This window comes from Intrasporangium sp., from assembly GCF_030452765.1.
Lineage (GTDB): Bacteria > Actinomycetota > Actinomycetes > Actinomycetales > Dermatophilaceae > Intrasporangium_A.
On record NZ_JAKDLO010000001.1, the window covers coordinates 76,144 to 89,821 of the forward strand.

The 13,678-nt window shown below is 72.7% G+C and carries 12 protein-coding genes and 1 rRNA gene; all 13 read right to left on the minus strand.

Annotation, left to right across the window (positions count from 1 at the left end):
* Positions 1-19: 19 nt before the first annotated feature.
* Positions 20-661 carry an NUDIX domain-containing protein gene (locus tag L0H79_RS00350; protein WP_367652415.1) on the minus strand — a complete coding sequence of 214 codons (642 nt, stop codon included), beginning with the start codon at positions 659-661 and terminating at the stop codon, positions 20-22.
* Between the two features lie 23 nt (positions 662-684).
* Positions 685-2,406 carry a CTP synthase gene (locus L0H79_RS00355; RefSeq protein ID WP_301482528.1) on the minus strand — a complete coding sequence of 574 codons (1,722 nt, stop codon included), beginning with the start codon at positions 2,404-2,406 and terminating at the stop codon, positions 685-687.
* A gap of 16 nt (positions 2,407-2,422) precedes the next feature.
* Positions 2,423-3,535, minus strand: coding sequence for a glycosyltransferase family 4 protein (locus L0H79_RS00360; RefSeq protein ID WP_301482529.1), 1,113 nt, complete (start codon positions 3,533-3,535; stop codon positions 2,423-2,425).
* Positions 3,532-5,280 (minus strand): murein biosynthesis integral membrane protein MurJ, encoded by a 1,749-nt coding sequence (gene murJ, locus L0H79_RS00365; protein WP_301482530.1) that lies wholly within the window; start codon positions 5,278-5,280, stop codon positions 3,532-3,534. The genes L0H79_RS00360 and murJ overlap by 4 nt, the downstream gene beginning before the upstream one ends.
* Complete coding sequence (locus L0H79_RS00370) at positions 5,277-6,125, minus strand: hypothetical protein (RefSeq protein ID WP_301482531.1); 849 nt, start codon at positions 6,123-6,125, stop codon at positions 5,277-5,279. The genes murJ and L0H79_RS00370 overlap by 4 nt, the downstream gene beginning before the upstream one ends.
* A 19-nt stretch (positions 6,126-6,144) precedes the next feature.
* Positions 6,145-7,089 (minus strand): copper transporter, encoded by a 945-nt coding sequence (locus tag L0H79_RS00375; protein ID WP_301482532.1) that lies wholly within the window; start codon positions 7,087-7,089, stop codon positions 6,145-6,147.
* Entirely contained in the window at positions 7,086-8,267 is a 1,182-nt protein-coding gene (gene steA / locus L0H79_RS00380) for a putative cytokinetic ring protein SteA (protein ID WP_301482533.1), read from the minus strand. The genes L0H79_RS00375 and steA overlap by 4 nt, the downstream gene beginning before the upstream one ends.
* 59 nt (positions 8,268-8,326) lie before the next feature.
* The gene (gene recN / locus L0H79_RS00385; protein ID WP_301482534.1) at positions 8,327-10,090 is read right to left on the minus strand and encodes a DNA repair protein RecN; all 1,764 of its coding nucleotides are present in this window, start codon (positions 10,088-10,090) and stop codon (positions 8,327-8,329) included.
* 23 nt (positions 10,091-10,113) lie between these two features.
* On the minus strand, positions 10,114-11,028 hold the full coding sequence (locus tag L0H79_RS00390; protein WP_301482535.1) for an NAD kinase: 915 nt from the start codon (positions 11,026-11,028) through the stop codon (positions 10,114-10,116).
* Positions 11,025-11,903: a TlyA family RNA methyltransferase gene (locus L0H79_RS00395; protein WP_301482536.1), complete on the minus strand. Its 879-nt coding sequence runs from the start codon at positions 11,901-11,903 to the stop codon at positions 11,025-11,027. Before L0H79_RS00395 ends, L0H79_RS00390 begins: the two co-directional genes overlap by 4 nt.
* Positions 11,904-11,942: 39 nt before the next feature.
* Positions 11,943-12,116, minus strand: coding sequence for a hypothetical protein (locus L0H79_RS00400; RefSeq protein ID WP_301482537.1), 174 nt, complete (start codon positions 12,114-12,116; stop codon positions 11,943-11,945).
* Positions 12,109-13,155 carry a hypothetical protein gene (locus tag L0H79_RS00405; protein ID WP_301482538.1) on the minus strand — a complete coding sequence of 349 codons (1,047 nt, stop codon included), beginning with the start codon at positions 13,153-13,155 and terminating at the stop codon, positions 12,109-12,111. Before L0H79_RS00405 ends, L0H79_RS00400 begins: the two co-directional genes overlap by 8 nt.
* Before the next feature lie 194 nt (positions 13,156-13,349).
* A 5S ribosomal RNA gene (gene rrf, locus L0H79_RS00410) occupies positions 13,350-13,466 on the minus strand.
* Between the last annotated feature and the right edge of the window lie 212 nt (positions 13,467-13,678).

A 13,678-nucleotide genomic window follows, 5' to 3' on the forward strand; every position in this document is an offset into this window, starting at 1 on the left:
CGGACGGAGGACGTGTGCCTCAGCCGCGCTGGGACGGGTGCGCCGGCCACGGCGCGTCGGCCGGTCGCAGCGTCGCCCAGCCCAGCGAGCGGGAGGTCGCGGCGGCGAGGACCCCGATGATGGCGGACGCGTTGTGGACCTGACCGGCGAGGACTGCTCGCACGGCGTCCTCGAGCGGCACCCAGAGGGGACGGATGCCGACCTCCTCTCCGGTCCGTTCGTGCTCGGCGCCGTCGGGCACGTCGGTCAGGTCGCGGGCGAGGAAGATGCGGGCCGCCTCGGGGAAGGCGCCCGGGGAGGCGAAGCTGTCGGCGAGCACGTCCCATCGCGACGCCCGCAGGTCGACCTCCTCGGCGAGCTCGCGGGCGGCGGCCTGCCACGGCGGCTCGCCGGAGATGTCGAGCAGGCCGGCGGGCAGCTCCCACAGGTGGCCGCCGGCCGGGTGGCGGTACTGCCGGATCATCAGGATGTGCTCGACGCCCTCGACCGGGCGCAGCGCGACGATGACGACCGCGCCGGGGTGCTCGATGTAGTCGCGCTTCACGACACCGCCCGCGCCGAGGTCGACGGTGTCGCGTCGGACGTCGAAGATCATCCCCTCGAACATGACCGTCGAGTCGAGTACCGGCAGCGGGTCGAACTCGTCCGTCAGGTCGCTCACCTGCCCGAGGGGCGCCGTCAGGCTCACTCCGGGTCGGCCCCGGCACCGACGCCGACCGGGGTGGCCTCGGCCCGACTGGTCCGCTCGACCTCGACGAGCCGCTGGGCGCGCTGTTGTTCGAGCGCGGCACCGATCAGGCCAGCGAAGAGCGGGTGGGCGCGGTTGGGGCGCGAGCGGAACTCGGGGTGCGCCTGGGTCGCGACGTAGTAGGGGTGCACGTCACGGGGCAGCTCGACGAACTCGACGAGCGTGCCGTCCGGGGACGTGCCGGAGACGACGAGCCCGGCCAGCTCGAGCCGGTCGCGGTAGGCGTTGTTGACTTCGTAACGGTGCCGGTGGCGCTCGTCGACGTGCTCGGCGGCATACGTCTGCTGCACGACGCTGCCGGTCTTGAGCCGGGCCGGGTAGAGCCCGAGGCGCATCGTGCCGCCGAGGTCGCCGGCGCCCTCGACGAACGCCTTCTGCTCCTGCATCGTCGCGATGACGGGCGTGGCACTGTCGGGGTCGAACTCGGTCGAGGACGCGTCCGGCTCGCCGAGGACGGTACGGGCGTACTCGATGACCATGCACTGCAGGCCGAGGCAGATGCCGAGCGTGGGCACCTGTCGCTCACGGGCCCAGGTCAGCGCGCCGAGCTTGCCCTCGATGCCCCGGATCCCGAACCCGCCCGGGACGAGGACCGCGTCGACCCCCGCGAGGGCCTTCTGCGCCCCCGCCGGGCTCTGGCAGTCGTCGCTCGCGACCCAGCGGATCCGCACCTTCGCGTCGTGGTGGAAGCCGCCGGCCCGCAGCGCCTCGGTCACCGACAGGTAGGCGTCGGGCAGGTCGACGTACTTGCCGACGAGGGCGACCTCGACCTCGTGCTCGGGGTCGTGGACGCGCTGGAGCAGACGGTCCCACTCGGTCCAGTCGACGTCGCGGAAGGCGAGGCCGAGCCGCCGGATGACGTGGGCGTCGAACCGCTCGGCGTGCAGCACCCGCGGGATGTCGTAGATGCTCGGCGCGTCGACGCAGGCGGCGACCGCTTCGACCTCGACGTCGCACATGAGCGAGATCTTGCGTTTGATGCCGTCGGGGATCTCGCGGTCCGCGCGCAGCACGAGCCCGTCCGGCTGCAGGCCCACCTGACGCAGCGCTGCGACGGAGTGCTGGGTCGGCTTCGTCTTCAGCTCGCCGCTGGGCGCGAGGTAGGGCACGAGAGAGACGTGCAGGAAGAACGAGTTGTCCCGGCCGATGAGGTGGCGCACCTGTCGGGCTGCCTCCAGGAACGGCAGCGACTCGATGTCGCCGACGGTGCCGCCGATCTCGGTGATGATCAGGTCCGGTGCGTCGGGGCCGCCGGTCGCCAGCGCCCGCATCCGCGCGACGATCTCGTTGGTGATGTGCGGGATGACCTGCACGGTGTCGCCGAGGTACTCGCCGCGCCGCTCGCGGGCGATGACGGTGTTGTAGATCTGGCCGGTCGTGACGTTGGCGGAGCCGACGAGGTTCACGTCGAGGAAACGCTCGTAGTGCCCGATGTCGAGGTCGGTCTCGGCTCCGTCGTTCGTGACGAAGACCTCGCCGTGCTGGAACGGGTTCATCGTGCCCGGGTCGACGTTGATGTAGGGGTCGAGCTTCTGCATCGTGACCTTGAGGCCACGCGACCGCAGCAGGTGTCCGAGGCTCGAGGCGGTCAGGCCCTTGCCGAGCGAGGAGGCCACGCCCCCGGTCACAAAGATGTGCTTCGTCGTCGTGTCGGCCACGGGCTTGCAGTCTACGTCATGGGCCGGTGAGCGACTCGTAGCGCCGGGCCCACTGGCGTGCCTCCTGCTCGGGGGTGGCCCAGGTGCGGGCGCGCGCTCGTGCGCGGGCGGCGAGGTCGGCTCGTCGTGACGGGTCGCGCAACAGGTCGTCCACGGCGGTGGCGGTGGCTGTGGGGTCGGCGGGTGGCACGAGGACTCCTGCGTCGCCGACCAGGCCGGGCAGCCCGCCGACCGCGGGGACGACGACCGGCACACCGGCCGCCAGCGCCTCCTGCACGACGAGCGCCCGCGCCTCCCATCGGCTCGTCAGGACCAGGACGGTCGCCGCCCGCAGCCACGCCTCGACGTCCCCGCGCGCCCCCACGAACGTCAGCGGTATGCCGCCCACCTCGCTCTCGAGCCGGCGGCGCAGCTGCGCGTCGCCGCCTCCCACGACGACCCAGGTGGCCGGTAGGGTCGAGGCGCGGGCCGCGGCGACGAGCGTGGCGAGGTCCTTCTGCGGGGCGATCCGGGACACCGTGAGGACGAGGGGCCGGTCGGCGGGTGCGTCGATCCCGGCCGACGCGAGCAGTGCCTGCCGCAAGCGGGCGCCCTCATCGGCGTCGGGTGCGTCGGGTGCTTCGGAAGCCGCCAGGATGGCGGCGGCGCGGGGTGAGGCCACCGTCGCCAGCTCGCTCCGGCGGGCGCCGAGCCGCAGGGCCGTCGCGACGAGGTCGTCGCTCGCTCCGGCGACGAGGTCGGCTCGGCGCAGGGCCCAGCGGATCGCCCTGGCACCGAGCCCGTCCGCGGGCACCTCGTTGTGCAGGGAGACGACCAGGCGGGGCCGCGGCCTGGCGCGCAGCACCGCCACCGCGGCGACGAGCGCCGCCTGCTGCCCGTGGGCGTGCACGACCTCGACGGTGCAGGCGAGCCGCATGATGCGGTGCCAGTCGAGCGGGGCTCGGGCCACCGCCTCGGCGGAGCCGAAGGGCCACAGGGCGTGCGCGTCGGTCCAGCCGAAGTGGCGCACGCTCGATCGGTCGCTGACGATCACCACCTCGTGGCCGAGACTTCTCAGGTCGTGGCTGAGTCGGCCGACATGGCTGCCGATCCCGCCGGCCGACCGGCCGAGCAGCTGCAGGATCCTCATCGTGTCTCCCTGGGTGGAGGGTCGGTGCTCGTGGCACCGTTGACCGTCGGATCGGTGCTCGTGGCATCGGTGGTCGTGACATCGGAGCGCGTGGCATCGGTGGCCGTGCGGCGTCGTAGCAGCCGGCGCAGCATGCTGCGGTCGGTGGCGGCCCCGGCCGCGGCGAAGAGCACGGTCGCGAGCAGGCCCGACGCGACGGTCGCCAGGGCAGCGGCGGGTAGGTCGGCCGGGCGCCAGGTCGCGCCCAGCCACCATCCGGCGAGCGCCGCCACGGCGGTGGCGAGCAGGGCCGCGCCGAGTGGGCGCGCCGGTGGGCGCAGGGCGGCCGCACCCCAGGCCCGTGCGGCCAGCACGGTCAGGCAGGCCGCTGCGGCCAGCAGCCCGATGCTCGAGCCGGCACCGATGGCGCTCAGGGTGTCGTCGGGCCCCGGTGCATCGCGCAGCACGATCAGGGGTAGGGCGAGTGTCAGCAGCCATCCGCTGCCGGCGGCCGCTCCGGCCGTGCGGGCATGCCCGCGCACGTAGAGGGCGCGGGTCAGCAGGCCGATCGCGCCGAGGCCGAGGATCCCCGGGGCGAACGAGACCATCGTCGTCGGGATCGCGGCCAGGGCCGCAGCGCCCGACCCCGCCGACCGTCCGGCGTCGAGGGCGCTGAAGAACGCACCGACCGGCTGGGCGACGGCGACGAGCAGGGCGACCCCGTAGAGGCCGGCCACGAGGGTGCCGAGCCAGGCCCCGCGCAGCGTGCGGGCCGCGGAGTCGTCCTCGCGGCTCGTCGAGGCCCCGGACGGGCCGGCCGCCTGGCTGGCCAGGGTCGGGAAGGCTGCCGTCGCGAGCGGGACGGCCAGGACGGCATACGGGAGCAGGGCGACGGCCTGAACGTAGGTGAACACGTTGAGCGTGCCGGGCCCCCCGCGGTCGTTCGCGAGGCGGATGACGACCAGCGTCGCGAGCTGTTGCCCGGCCAGTGCGAGCAGCCCGGCGACGGCCAACCGCCGGACCCGCGCCGACGCGGTGTCGGGGAAGCGGAAGGTCGGCCGGAGCCGGATGCCGGCTCTTCGCAGGGGTACGAGCAGGGGCAGGCTGAGGGCGACGACCCCGAGGGTCGTGCCGATCCCGAGCACGAGGACGGCGGCGCCCGGAATGGCGGAAAGGGGCGCGGCAGGATCGGGCACGAGGGCGCCGTAGAGCAGGTACGTGGCGATGACGACGACACTGGACAGGAGCGGCGCGAGGGCCGCGGCCACGAAGCGACGGTGCGACTGGAGGACTCCGGCCAGGACGATCCCGACGCCGTACAGCGGTATCTGGATCGCGAAGATCCGCAGCAGGTCGACGCCGAGGCCCAGCTCACCGGAGCACCCCTGGGCGGGCAGGAGCACGCCGGCGATGGGGCCGGCGGCGGCCACGACGACGAGCGCCAGCGGGACGAGCCCGGCGAGCGCCCAGGTCAGCAGGGCCGAGGCGGTGCGGTCGGCGGCATCCGGCTCCCCGCGGCCCAGCGCCGCGGAGACGAGCGGCACGACGACCGCGGCCAGGACACCCCCGGCGGCGATCTCGTAGAGGACGTTCGGGACGGTGTTGACGCTCTGGTAGACCGTGCCGACGCAGGTGGCCCCGACGGAGTGCGAGAAGGCGAACCAGCGGCCGAAGCCGACGAGCCGCGCGGCGATGGTGATGCCCGCGATGGAGCCGGCCGCGACGGCGATGCCCCGCCCGGTCCGGCTCATCCCGGTCCGGTTCACGGCGACGACGGGCGCTCGGGTGGGCGGCCCCACTGGTCGAGGCGGCGCAGCAGGGGCTGCCGGTCGATGACCGCGGAGAAGCTGACCCGCTCGGAGGCGAGTGTGAGGCCGGTGAGGACAGCGAGGGCGAGCGAGCGAGCGAGGAGCCCACTCCGCTCGACGAGCGCCAGGCCGAGCAGGGCGCCGGCCGCGTTGGCGCCCGTGTCGCCGAGCATCGAACGTCCGGCGAGGTCGTCGGCGATGACGCCGAGCGTGGCGCCGAGCGCGGCGGCTGCCGGCGCGCCACCGGGCGAGAGGGGCATGCCGAGCACGATGACGGACTTGAGGGCCCGCCCGGGACGCAGGTCGAGCAGGTTGACGAGGTTGGCGGTCCCGGCGATGACCCCGCCACCGACGAGGACGCCGGCGAGGCGCCCCGGCCCGGCACCCGCGCGGGCACCTGGCCGGGGGAGGTCGACCGCCGCGGTGGCCGCGATCCCGCTCGCGGCCAGCCCGATCAGCTTGACCGCTCCGGTGGTCAGCTCTCCGCGGCCGAGCGCCGTGAGGTGGCCACGCAGACCCTTGCTCGTCGCCGACCCGGCGAGATCGTCGAGCATGCCGAGGCCGGCTGCCGTCACGACGAGCGCCGCCGCCGTGGTCCGCCCGCCGGTGCCCGGTAGGACCAGCCCGCCGACGGCGCCGAGGAGCCAGACCGGGCCCTCGAGGAGGGTGACGGGATCACCGGCGTGGTTGGTCCGTGCCCATGGGCGGCGCGTGTGCTCCGGCAGCCACGGGCAGAGCCTCATCCCTGCTGCGGACAGGGCCGCAGCGAGGGCGAGCCGGGCCGCGCCGTCGGCGGCCGTCACCGGCACATCCTGGGGGCCGTCACGGGCTCACCTTGGGCAGGATCGCGTCCGCGCCGGGGGCCGTGCCGTAGTGCCCCACCTGATCGGCGAGCTGCGCCTCGATGGCGAGGACCGTCACTGCCGGCCCCCGGGCGACTCCGGCATGGTCGACCGTGGAGACCGCTGCGCTGGCTCGACGGTCGGACCGCACGGCGCTCACCGCATCGGTGCTCACCGCCTTGCCCGCCGCCTGGACCGGGGCCCCACCGACGACCACGGTGGCCTGCGACCCACTCTCGAGCCGCAGGGCGAGCGCCCGGACCCGCTCGGACCAGGCGTCGACCTCGGACTGGCTGCCGGAGTGGTCGCCGGAGACGACCACGGCCAGGTCGGCGGGCGTGAGCTGGGGGTCGCTGCTGTCCAGCAGGCCGGCGTCGGACAGCTCGGCCATGGCCTTGTCCCGGTCTGCGTTGGTGCCGAGCGGCAGCTCGCTGACGGTGAGTCGGCCGAGGACCTCCGTGAGCAGCTGGTCTCCCGTCTTCGTGGGCCGCAGGTCGAGCGCGGCTGCGGCGGCGGCTGCGGCCTTGGCGCGTTCGGACGCCTTGGCCGGGTCGAACCAGTCCGCGGAGAGGGTCACGGTGCCGTGCACCTTCGCGCCGGACTGGGCCAGCGCGCGGCTGGTGGAGTCGACGAGCTTGCTTTCCACCGAGGGCAGCACGACGAGGATGACGCCGTGTCCGCTGAGGCGTCCGGCGACGAGGCTCGGCGTGATGGCTGTCTCGAACTCGGCTGCGGCAGCGAGCTGTTTCTGGGTGTCCGTGAGCTTGGTGTTGAGATCCTGCTTCTCGTTGCGCAGGGCGGTGACCTGGTCGCCGAGGGTGCTGCCGAGGTTCGACTGGAGCGGGCCGGCACCGAGGACGATGCCGACGGCGAGCGCGAGGAAGATCGAGATGATCGAGACGAGGTGGTAGCGGAAGTCGATCACGTGAATATCCCGACGATGGCGGACCAGAGGTCGTCCCAGCGGGCGGCGAGGACCTGGAGCCACGCCTGACCGGTGGGCGTCGAGGCGATGGCCGCAAAGAGCGCCAGGAGCCCGACCGCGACGAGGGCGACGAGCATGGTGGCCGAGATGCGCGCCCGGTAGAGCCGGCTGACTCCCTTGGCATCGACGAGCTTGCCGCCCACGCGCAGCCGGGTCAGGAAGGTGCTCGCCTGGCCGTCCCGGCCCTTGTCGAGGAACTCGTCGAGGGTGATATGGGTGCCGACGGCAACGATGAGCTCGGCTCCGCAGTCATCGGCCAGCAGCATGGCGACATCCTCGCTCGTGCCGGCCGCAGGGAAGACGACAGCATCGAGGTGGAGCTGCTCCACCCGCGTGAGGCCGGGGGCCCGCCCGTCGCGGTAGGCGTGGACGACCAGCTCGGCACCCGACCGGAGGGCACCGTCCGAGACGGAGTCCATGTCGCCGACGATGAGGTCGGGCCGGTGGCCGGCCTCGATGATGGCGTCGGCACCCCCGTCGACCCCGATCAGGACCGGACGGAACTCCCGGATGTAGGGACGCAGCGTCTCGAGGTCCTCCTTGTAGTGGTAGCCGCGCACCACGATCAAGCAGTGGCGTCCGTCGATGCGCGTGATGATCGGTGGGACGCCGACGCCGTCGAGGAGCAGGTCGCGCTCCCGGCGGACGTACTGCATCGTGTTCGTCGCAAAGGCCTCGATCTGGACGGCGAGACCGGCGCGGGCCTCCTGCATCTTTGCCCGGACCGACTCCTCCCCGAGCACCTGACCGCTCGCGACCCGCCGCTCGCCCTGCCAGAGGTCGTCGCCGTCGAGCCGGACCGGCTGCCCGTCCTTGAGCGTCATGACCTTCGGGCCCGCCTCGTCGAGGACGGGGATCCCGGCCGAGACCAGAATCTCGGGGCCCACGTTCGGGTAGCGACCGGAGATGGACGCTGCGGCGTTGACCACGGCGGCGGGCCGCGCGGCGACGAGGGACTCCGCGCTGACGCGGTCGAGGTCGCGGTGGTCGATGACGGCGACGTCACCAGGCTTCAGACGCTTCGTGAGGTTCTTGGTCCGCCGGTCGACGCGCGCCGGCCCGCAGATGCCGGGGTCGGCGCCAGATGCGTGGCGGCGTCGACGGATGGAGATGGCCATGGTGCTCCCATCGTGCCATGCGAGGCCGTCACGGCTGCACCCGCTCGGGGCCCCTCGCGTCACCCGACGCGACGCGCCTCTCCGGTGACCGGGCGCATCGTCGTCGTCTGTGCGAGCAGGTCCCGTGCGTGGGCGAGGCCGGCGTCCGAGTCGGGATCGCCACCCATCATCCGGGACAGCTCGGCGAGCCGCTGCTCGTCCGCGACGGCGACCACGCTGCTCGAGGTGATGGTGCCGTCGTCCGCCTTGCGCACGACCAGGTGTCGGTCGGCGAACGCCGCGACCTGGGCCAGGTGGGTCACGACGATGACCTGGGCCTGATCGGCAAGCCGCGCGAGTCTGGCCCCGACGTCGAGCGCCGCCCGTCCACCCACACCCGCGTCGACCTCGTCGAAGACGAACGTCGGGCGGCTTCCGGTGCCCGCGCCGACGAGCTCGATCGCGAGCATGACCCGGGAGAGCTCGCCACCGGAGGCGACCTTGGTGATGCTGCGCGGGGGTGCCCCCGGGTGGGCGGCCAGCAGGATGTCGACCTCGTCGATGCCGTGCCGGGTCAGGCGGACGCGCTCGCCGGAGCGCAGCTCACCGTCGGTACCGGCACGGGCGCCGACCTCGACGACGACCTCGGCGCGTCCCATTGCCAGATGGCGCAGCTCGTCACCGACGCGGTCGGCGAACTCGACGGCCGCCTGGTGGCGCCGGTGCGAGAGCAGGGACGACGCGTCGATCAGCTCGGCCCGCAGGGTGTGCGCCTGCTCGGCCAGGTGGGCGACCCGGTCGTCGGCCGTCATGAGCTCGTCGAGACGGGCCGCGGCCTCGCAGGTCCAGCCCAGGACCTGCTCGACCGACTCGCCGTACTTCCGGGTCAGGGTCGTCAGGGCAGCCCGGCGCTGCTGGACCGCTTCGAGACGTTCGGGATCGAGCTCGATGTCCGACAGGTAGCCCGTCAGGTCGGCGACGAGTTCGCTGGTGAGGGCGGCGAGCTCGACGAGACGGTCGTCGAGGGATCCGAGCCGTGCGTCGTGGTGCAGCGCCGGGCCGAGGCCGGAGCGAGCCGCCGCGATGAGGTCGGCGACGTTGGGAGCGGGCTGAGCGACATACTCGTCGCTCGTGAGCCGGCAAAGGGCATGGCCCACCGCCGTGCGGAGGGTGTCGGCGTGGCTGAGGCGTTCGTCCTCGGCGCGCAACGCGACGTCCTCCCCGGGCTGTGGGTCGAGCGCCTCGACCTCCTCGAGCGCCGCGGTGAGCGCGTCGATCTGACGGGCTCGCTCCATCGCGAGCGAGACGAGACGGTCCCGGTCCGACGTGGCCTCCCGCCACTGGTCGTAGAGGGTCGCGACGCGGTCGCGCAGGGCGAGCACGGGCCCGCCACCGAAGACGTCCAGGACCTCGCGATGTGCCTCGCCTCGCGTGAGGCGCCATTGATCGGCCTGACCGTGGAGCGCGACGAGATGCTCTCCCAGCTCGGCGAGGACCCCGACCGGGGTTGTCCGGCCACCGACATGTGCTCTGGATCGACCGGTCGCGGTGATGGTCCGGGCGATGACGAGCTCACCGTCGTCGTGCTCCGCCCCCGCCTGCGCTGCGCGGACCAGGGCCGGGTGGCCCTCGGGCAGCTCGACGACGCCCTCGACGAAGGCATTCGTCCTGCCGCTACGAACGAGTCCGGAGTCGGCCCGCTGGCCGAGGAGCAGTCCGAGGCCGGAGACGACCATCGTCTTGCCCGCGCCCGTCTCGCCGGTCACGACGTTCAGTCCTGGGCAGAGGTCGAGCACGGCCTCGTCGATGACGCCGATCCCACGGAGTCTTATCTGTCTGAACACGGTCGCCCTGTGACCCGCGACCGTCATGGGCTGCGCCGTCTCGCAGCACCGTTGCCGCGCCAGCCCTTCACGGCCAGGTCGAACTTCGCGACAAGGCGGTCGGTGAAGGGCGCGTCGTTGAGCCTGGCGAGGCGGACCGGGCGCCAGCCTTTGCGGACCTCGATCCGGGCCCCGGGTGGCAGCTCGATGTGGCGGCGCCCGTCGCACCACATGATGCCGGAGCCCTCGCTCTGGGACTTGATCTCGATGGCGACATGGCTGTCCGGTCCCAGTACGAGAGGACGGGCGAAGAGAGCGTGGGCCGAGTTGGGCACGAGCAGGAACGCCTCGACCTGCGGCCAGACGACGGGGCCGCCTGCCGAGAAGGCATAGGCGGTCGATCCCGTGGGCGTCGACAGGATGACGCCGTCGCAGCCCCAGCTCGACAGCGGCCGGTGGTCGACCTCGATGACGACCTCGAGCATCCGCTCGCGGGCCGCCTTCTCGACGCTGACCTCGTTCAGCGCCCAGCTGCTGGCGACCAGCTCTCCGTCATGGCGGACGTCGACATGCAGGGTCATCCGCTCGTCGACCGTGTAGGCGCGTGCGGCGATGTGCTCGACGGTCGCGTCGAGGTTCTCGCGCTCCGCCTCCGCGAGGAAGCCCACGTGCCCGAGGTTGACCCCGAGCAGCGGCACGTCGAGCCGGCGCGCGAACTCGGCCCCACGCAGGATCGTGCCGTCGCCACCGAGGACGACGACGAGCTCACAACCCTCGGGGGCGTAGTGCTCGCTCGGCACGTGGACGTGCGCCGACTCATTCAGGTCGAGAGCGCGCGCCTCGTCAGCCTGCACGAGGACCTCGATGTCCAAAGCAGTGAGTCGCTCGACCACGGCCTTGGCCACGACGAGTGCCTCGGGTCGTCGCGGATGGGCGACGAGCAGGATGCGCCGCGTCACGAGTCTGCTTTCAGGTCCATGCGCTCCAGCATGTCATCCTCGTCGAGGCCGGCGTCGCCGGCCCGACGGGTCAGCCAGAGCACGAACTCCCGGTTGCCCGCCGTGCCACGGATCGGGCTGGGTAGCGCCCCGCAGACGACCAGCCCGAGCCCCTTCGCGAGACGGTGGACCTCGAGCAGCACCCGGCTGTGCTCGCGCGGCGACGTGACGATGCCGTCCCGTCCGAGCCGCTGGCGGCCGACCTCGAACTGCGGCTTGACGAGCACAACGAGGTCGCCGTCCTGCGCCGTCAGCTCACGCATGGGCCCCAGGGTGAGTTCGAGGGAGATGAAGCTGAGGTCGGCGACGACAAGGTCGAAGGGCGCGCCCAGGTCGCCCGGCCGCACGTCGCGGATGTTCGTGCCCGGCAGGTCGGTGACCCGGGGATCGGCCGCGAGCTCGGCGACGAGCTGGCCGTGGCCGACATCGAGAGCAGTCACGCTCGCGGCCCCGGCCGCGAGGAGGGTCTGGGTGAACCCGCCCGTGCTCGCGCCGACATCGAGGCAGCGTCGGCCACGGGGGTCGAGCAGTCGGCGCGTGGTCCGTGGACGGGCGGTGGTTCGTGCACGGGCGCGGCTGCCGTCCCCGGGTCCCCACGCCTCGAGGGCGTGCCGCAGCTTCAGAGCGGCCCGACTGACCCAGCGGTCCGGTTCGCGGGTCAGCTCGATCCGGGTCCCCTCGTGGACGGTGGCAGCAGCCTTGGTCCGGACCTGTCCGTCGACGAGGACGGCGCCGCCGGTGACGAGGTCTCGGGCCTGGCCCCTGGATCGAGCCAAGCCACGCGCGACGAGCTCGACGTCGAGTCGTCGGGTCAGGTCGTCACGGGGCCGGCTCACGTCGTCGGAGGCCGCGGCTCACACGCCGCCAAGGCCCACTCACGCGCCGCCAAGGCCGCCGAGCCGGCCCCGGAGGGTGCCATGCACCGCCTCGCCGATCTCGATATGACGATCAAGCGCCTCGTCCTCGATGCCCGCCAACCGGGTCAGGGCCATGTCGACCTCTGGGTCGCCGGTCACCGGCGCGGGTTCGGTGCTCTCGTCGTCACTCATCGGTGCTGTCTCCTGAATCGTCGTCCCCGTCGATGTCCTCGTCGGCGTCTTCTGGCTCGCCTTCGAGCAGGTCGAGGACCGAGATCCCGTCGAGATCGTCAAGCCGCTCGGCCGCGTCGGTGGTCAGCTCATGGTCGGCGTCGGCAGCTCTGGCGAACCACTCACGGGCAGCGTGCTTATCGCCGCTCGCGAGCAGGGCGTCCGCGTAGGCATAGTAGAGCCGTGGCGCCGAGCCCCGGTGTGGGCTGATCCGAGGGGCCAGGTCGGACAGGTTGGCCGCGGCGGCGTCCAGCTGCCCGATGTCCCTCCGGATACCAGAGACGACGATCGCCAGTTCGACTCGTTCGTCGAAGCTGAGACCCTGGGTCTCTTCGCTCTGCGCGATCTCGAGTGCCTTGTGGGGTCGTCCGAGACCGCGCTCACAGTCGACCATGAGTGGGAGCAGGTGACTCGAGCCGGACAGGCGGCGTACCGTCCGGAACTCGGACAACGCGCGTGCCCAGTCTCCCAGCCGGTAGGCCACCAGGCCGAGCGCCTCGCGCGCGGCGGGCACCCGCCCAGCACGGCGCACGGCCGTCTCGGCGTGGGCGAGCGCTGCCTCCGGATCGGTATCGAGCAGCTCCGCGACCATGACGAGGTGCTGGGCGACCCCCTCGGCGTTCTCCTTGGACAGGGTGCGCAGCTGGTTCTTCACTCCGCGGTCCACCTCACGGCCCGTCACGCCCTCGCGAATGGCCGGCTCCGGTTTGCGAGGCGACTTCGGCGACAGGCGGGTGGCCCCACGCGAGACGCGCTCACGCTCGACTGCGGCGGCGCGGCGGTGGTCGTCGTCCCCGGCTTCTCGCCCGCGCCGGTCGTCCCGATCGCGTCGGCCCTGACCACCCTTCCGAGCCTGGGCCGCGCCGCGCCTGTGGTCTCCGCCCCGGGCATCCTCCCGATCCCGGCCGCCGCGGCCGGCTCGCTGGTCCTTGCCATCGCGATCCGGGTGGTCGTCCCTGCGGTGGCCCTGCCCCCGCGGTCCGCGCTCGTCAGCCGCCATGCTGCACATCCTCCCGTTCCGTTGGCCGGACCGCCAGCGCCACGCGTGGCGAAACGGCCGACAGGGCGATCCCGGCCTTCTGAGCGTCACCAGCGTTGGCCTGACCGCCAGCGCCACGCGCGGCGAAACGGGGGATCGGCCGGGGCGTGGGTGCGCCGCACCCGACGGTGGGTCGGGTGCGGCGCGTGGTGTGTGTCCGGCTGTGTCCTACTCTCCCACACCGTCACCGGTGCAGTACCATCGGCGCTGAAGGGCTTAGCTTCCGGGTTCGGAATGGGACCGGGCGTTTCCCCTTCGCTATGGCAGCCGTAACAAAGTCTTCGACCCTGGCCCGGGTCGGGCCCCTTTGTGTTCGGGTCGGTCTCGGGTTCGGGTTCGTACTGTCGTTGTTCTGTTGTCGTACCGGTGCCGCTGGCGTGCTGCTGGTACTGGTACTACTGATGGTGGTACTGGCACTGCTAATGGTGTTGGTGGTGGTGGTTGCGGGTTGGGAGCCGCACAGTGGACGCGTAGTCTTCGTGGT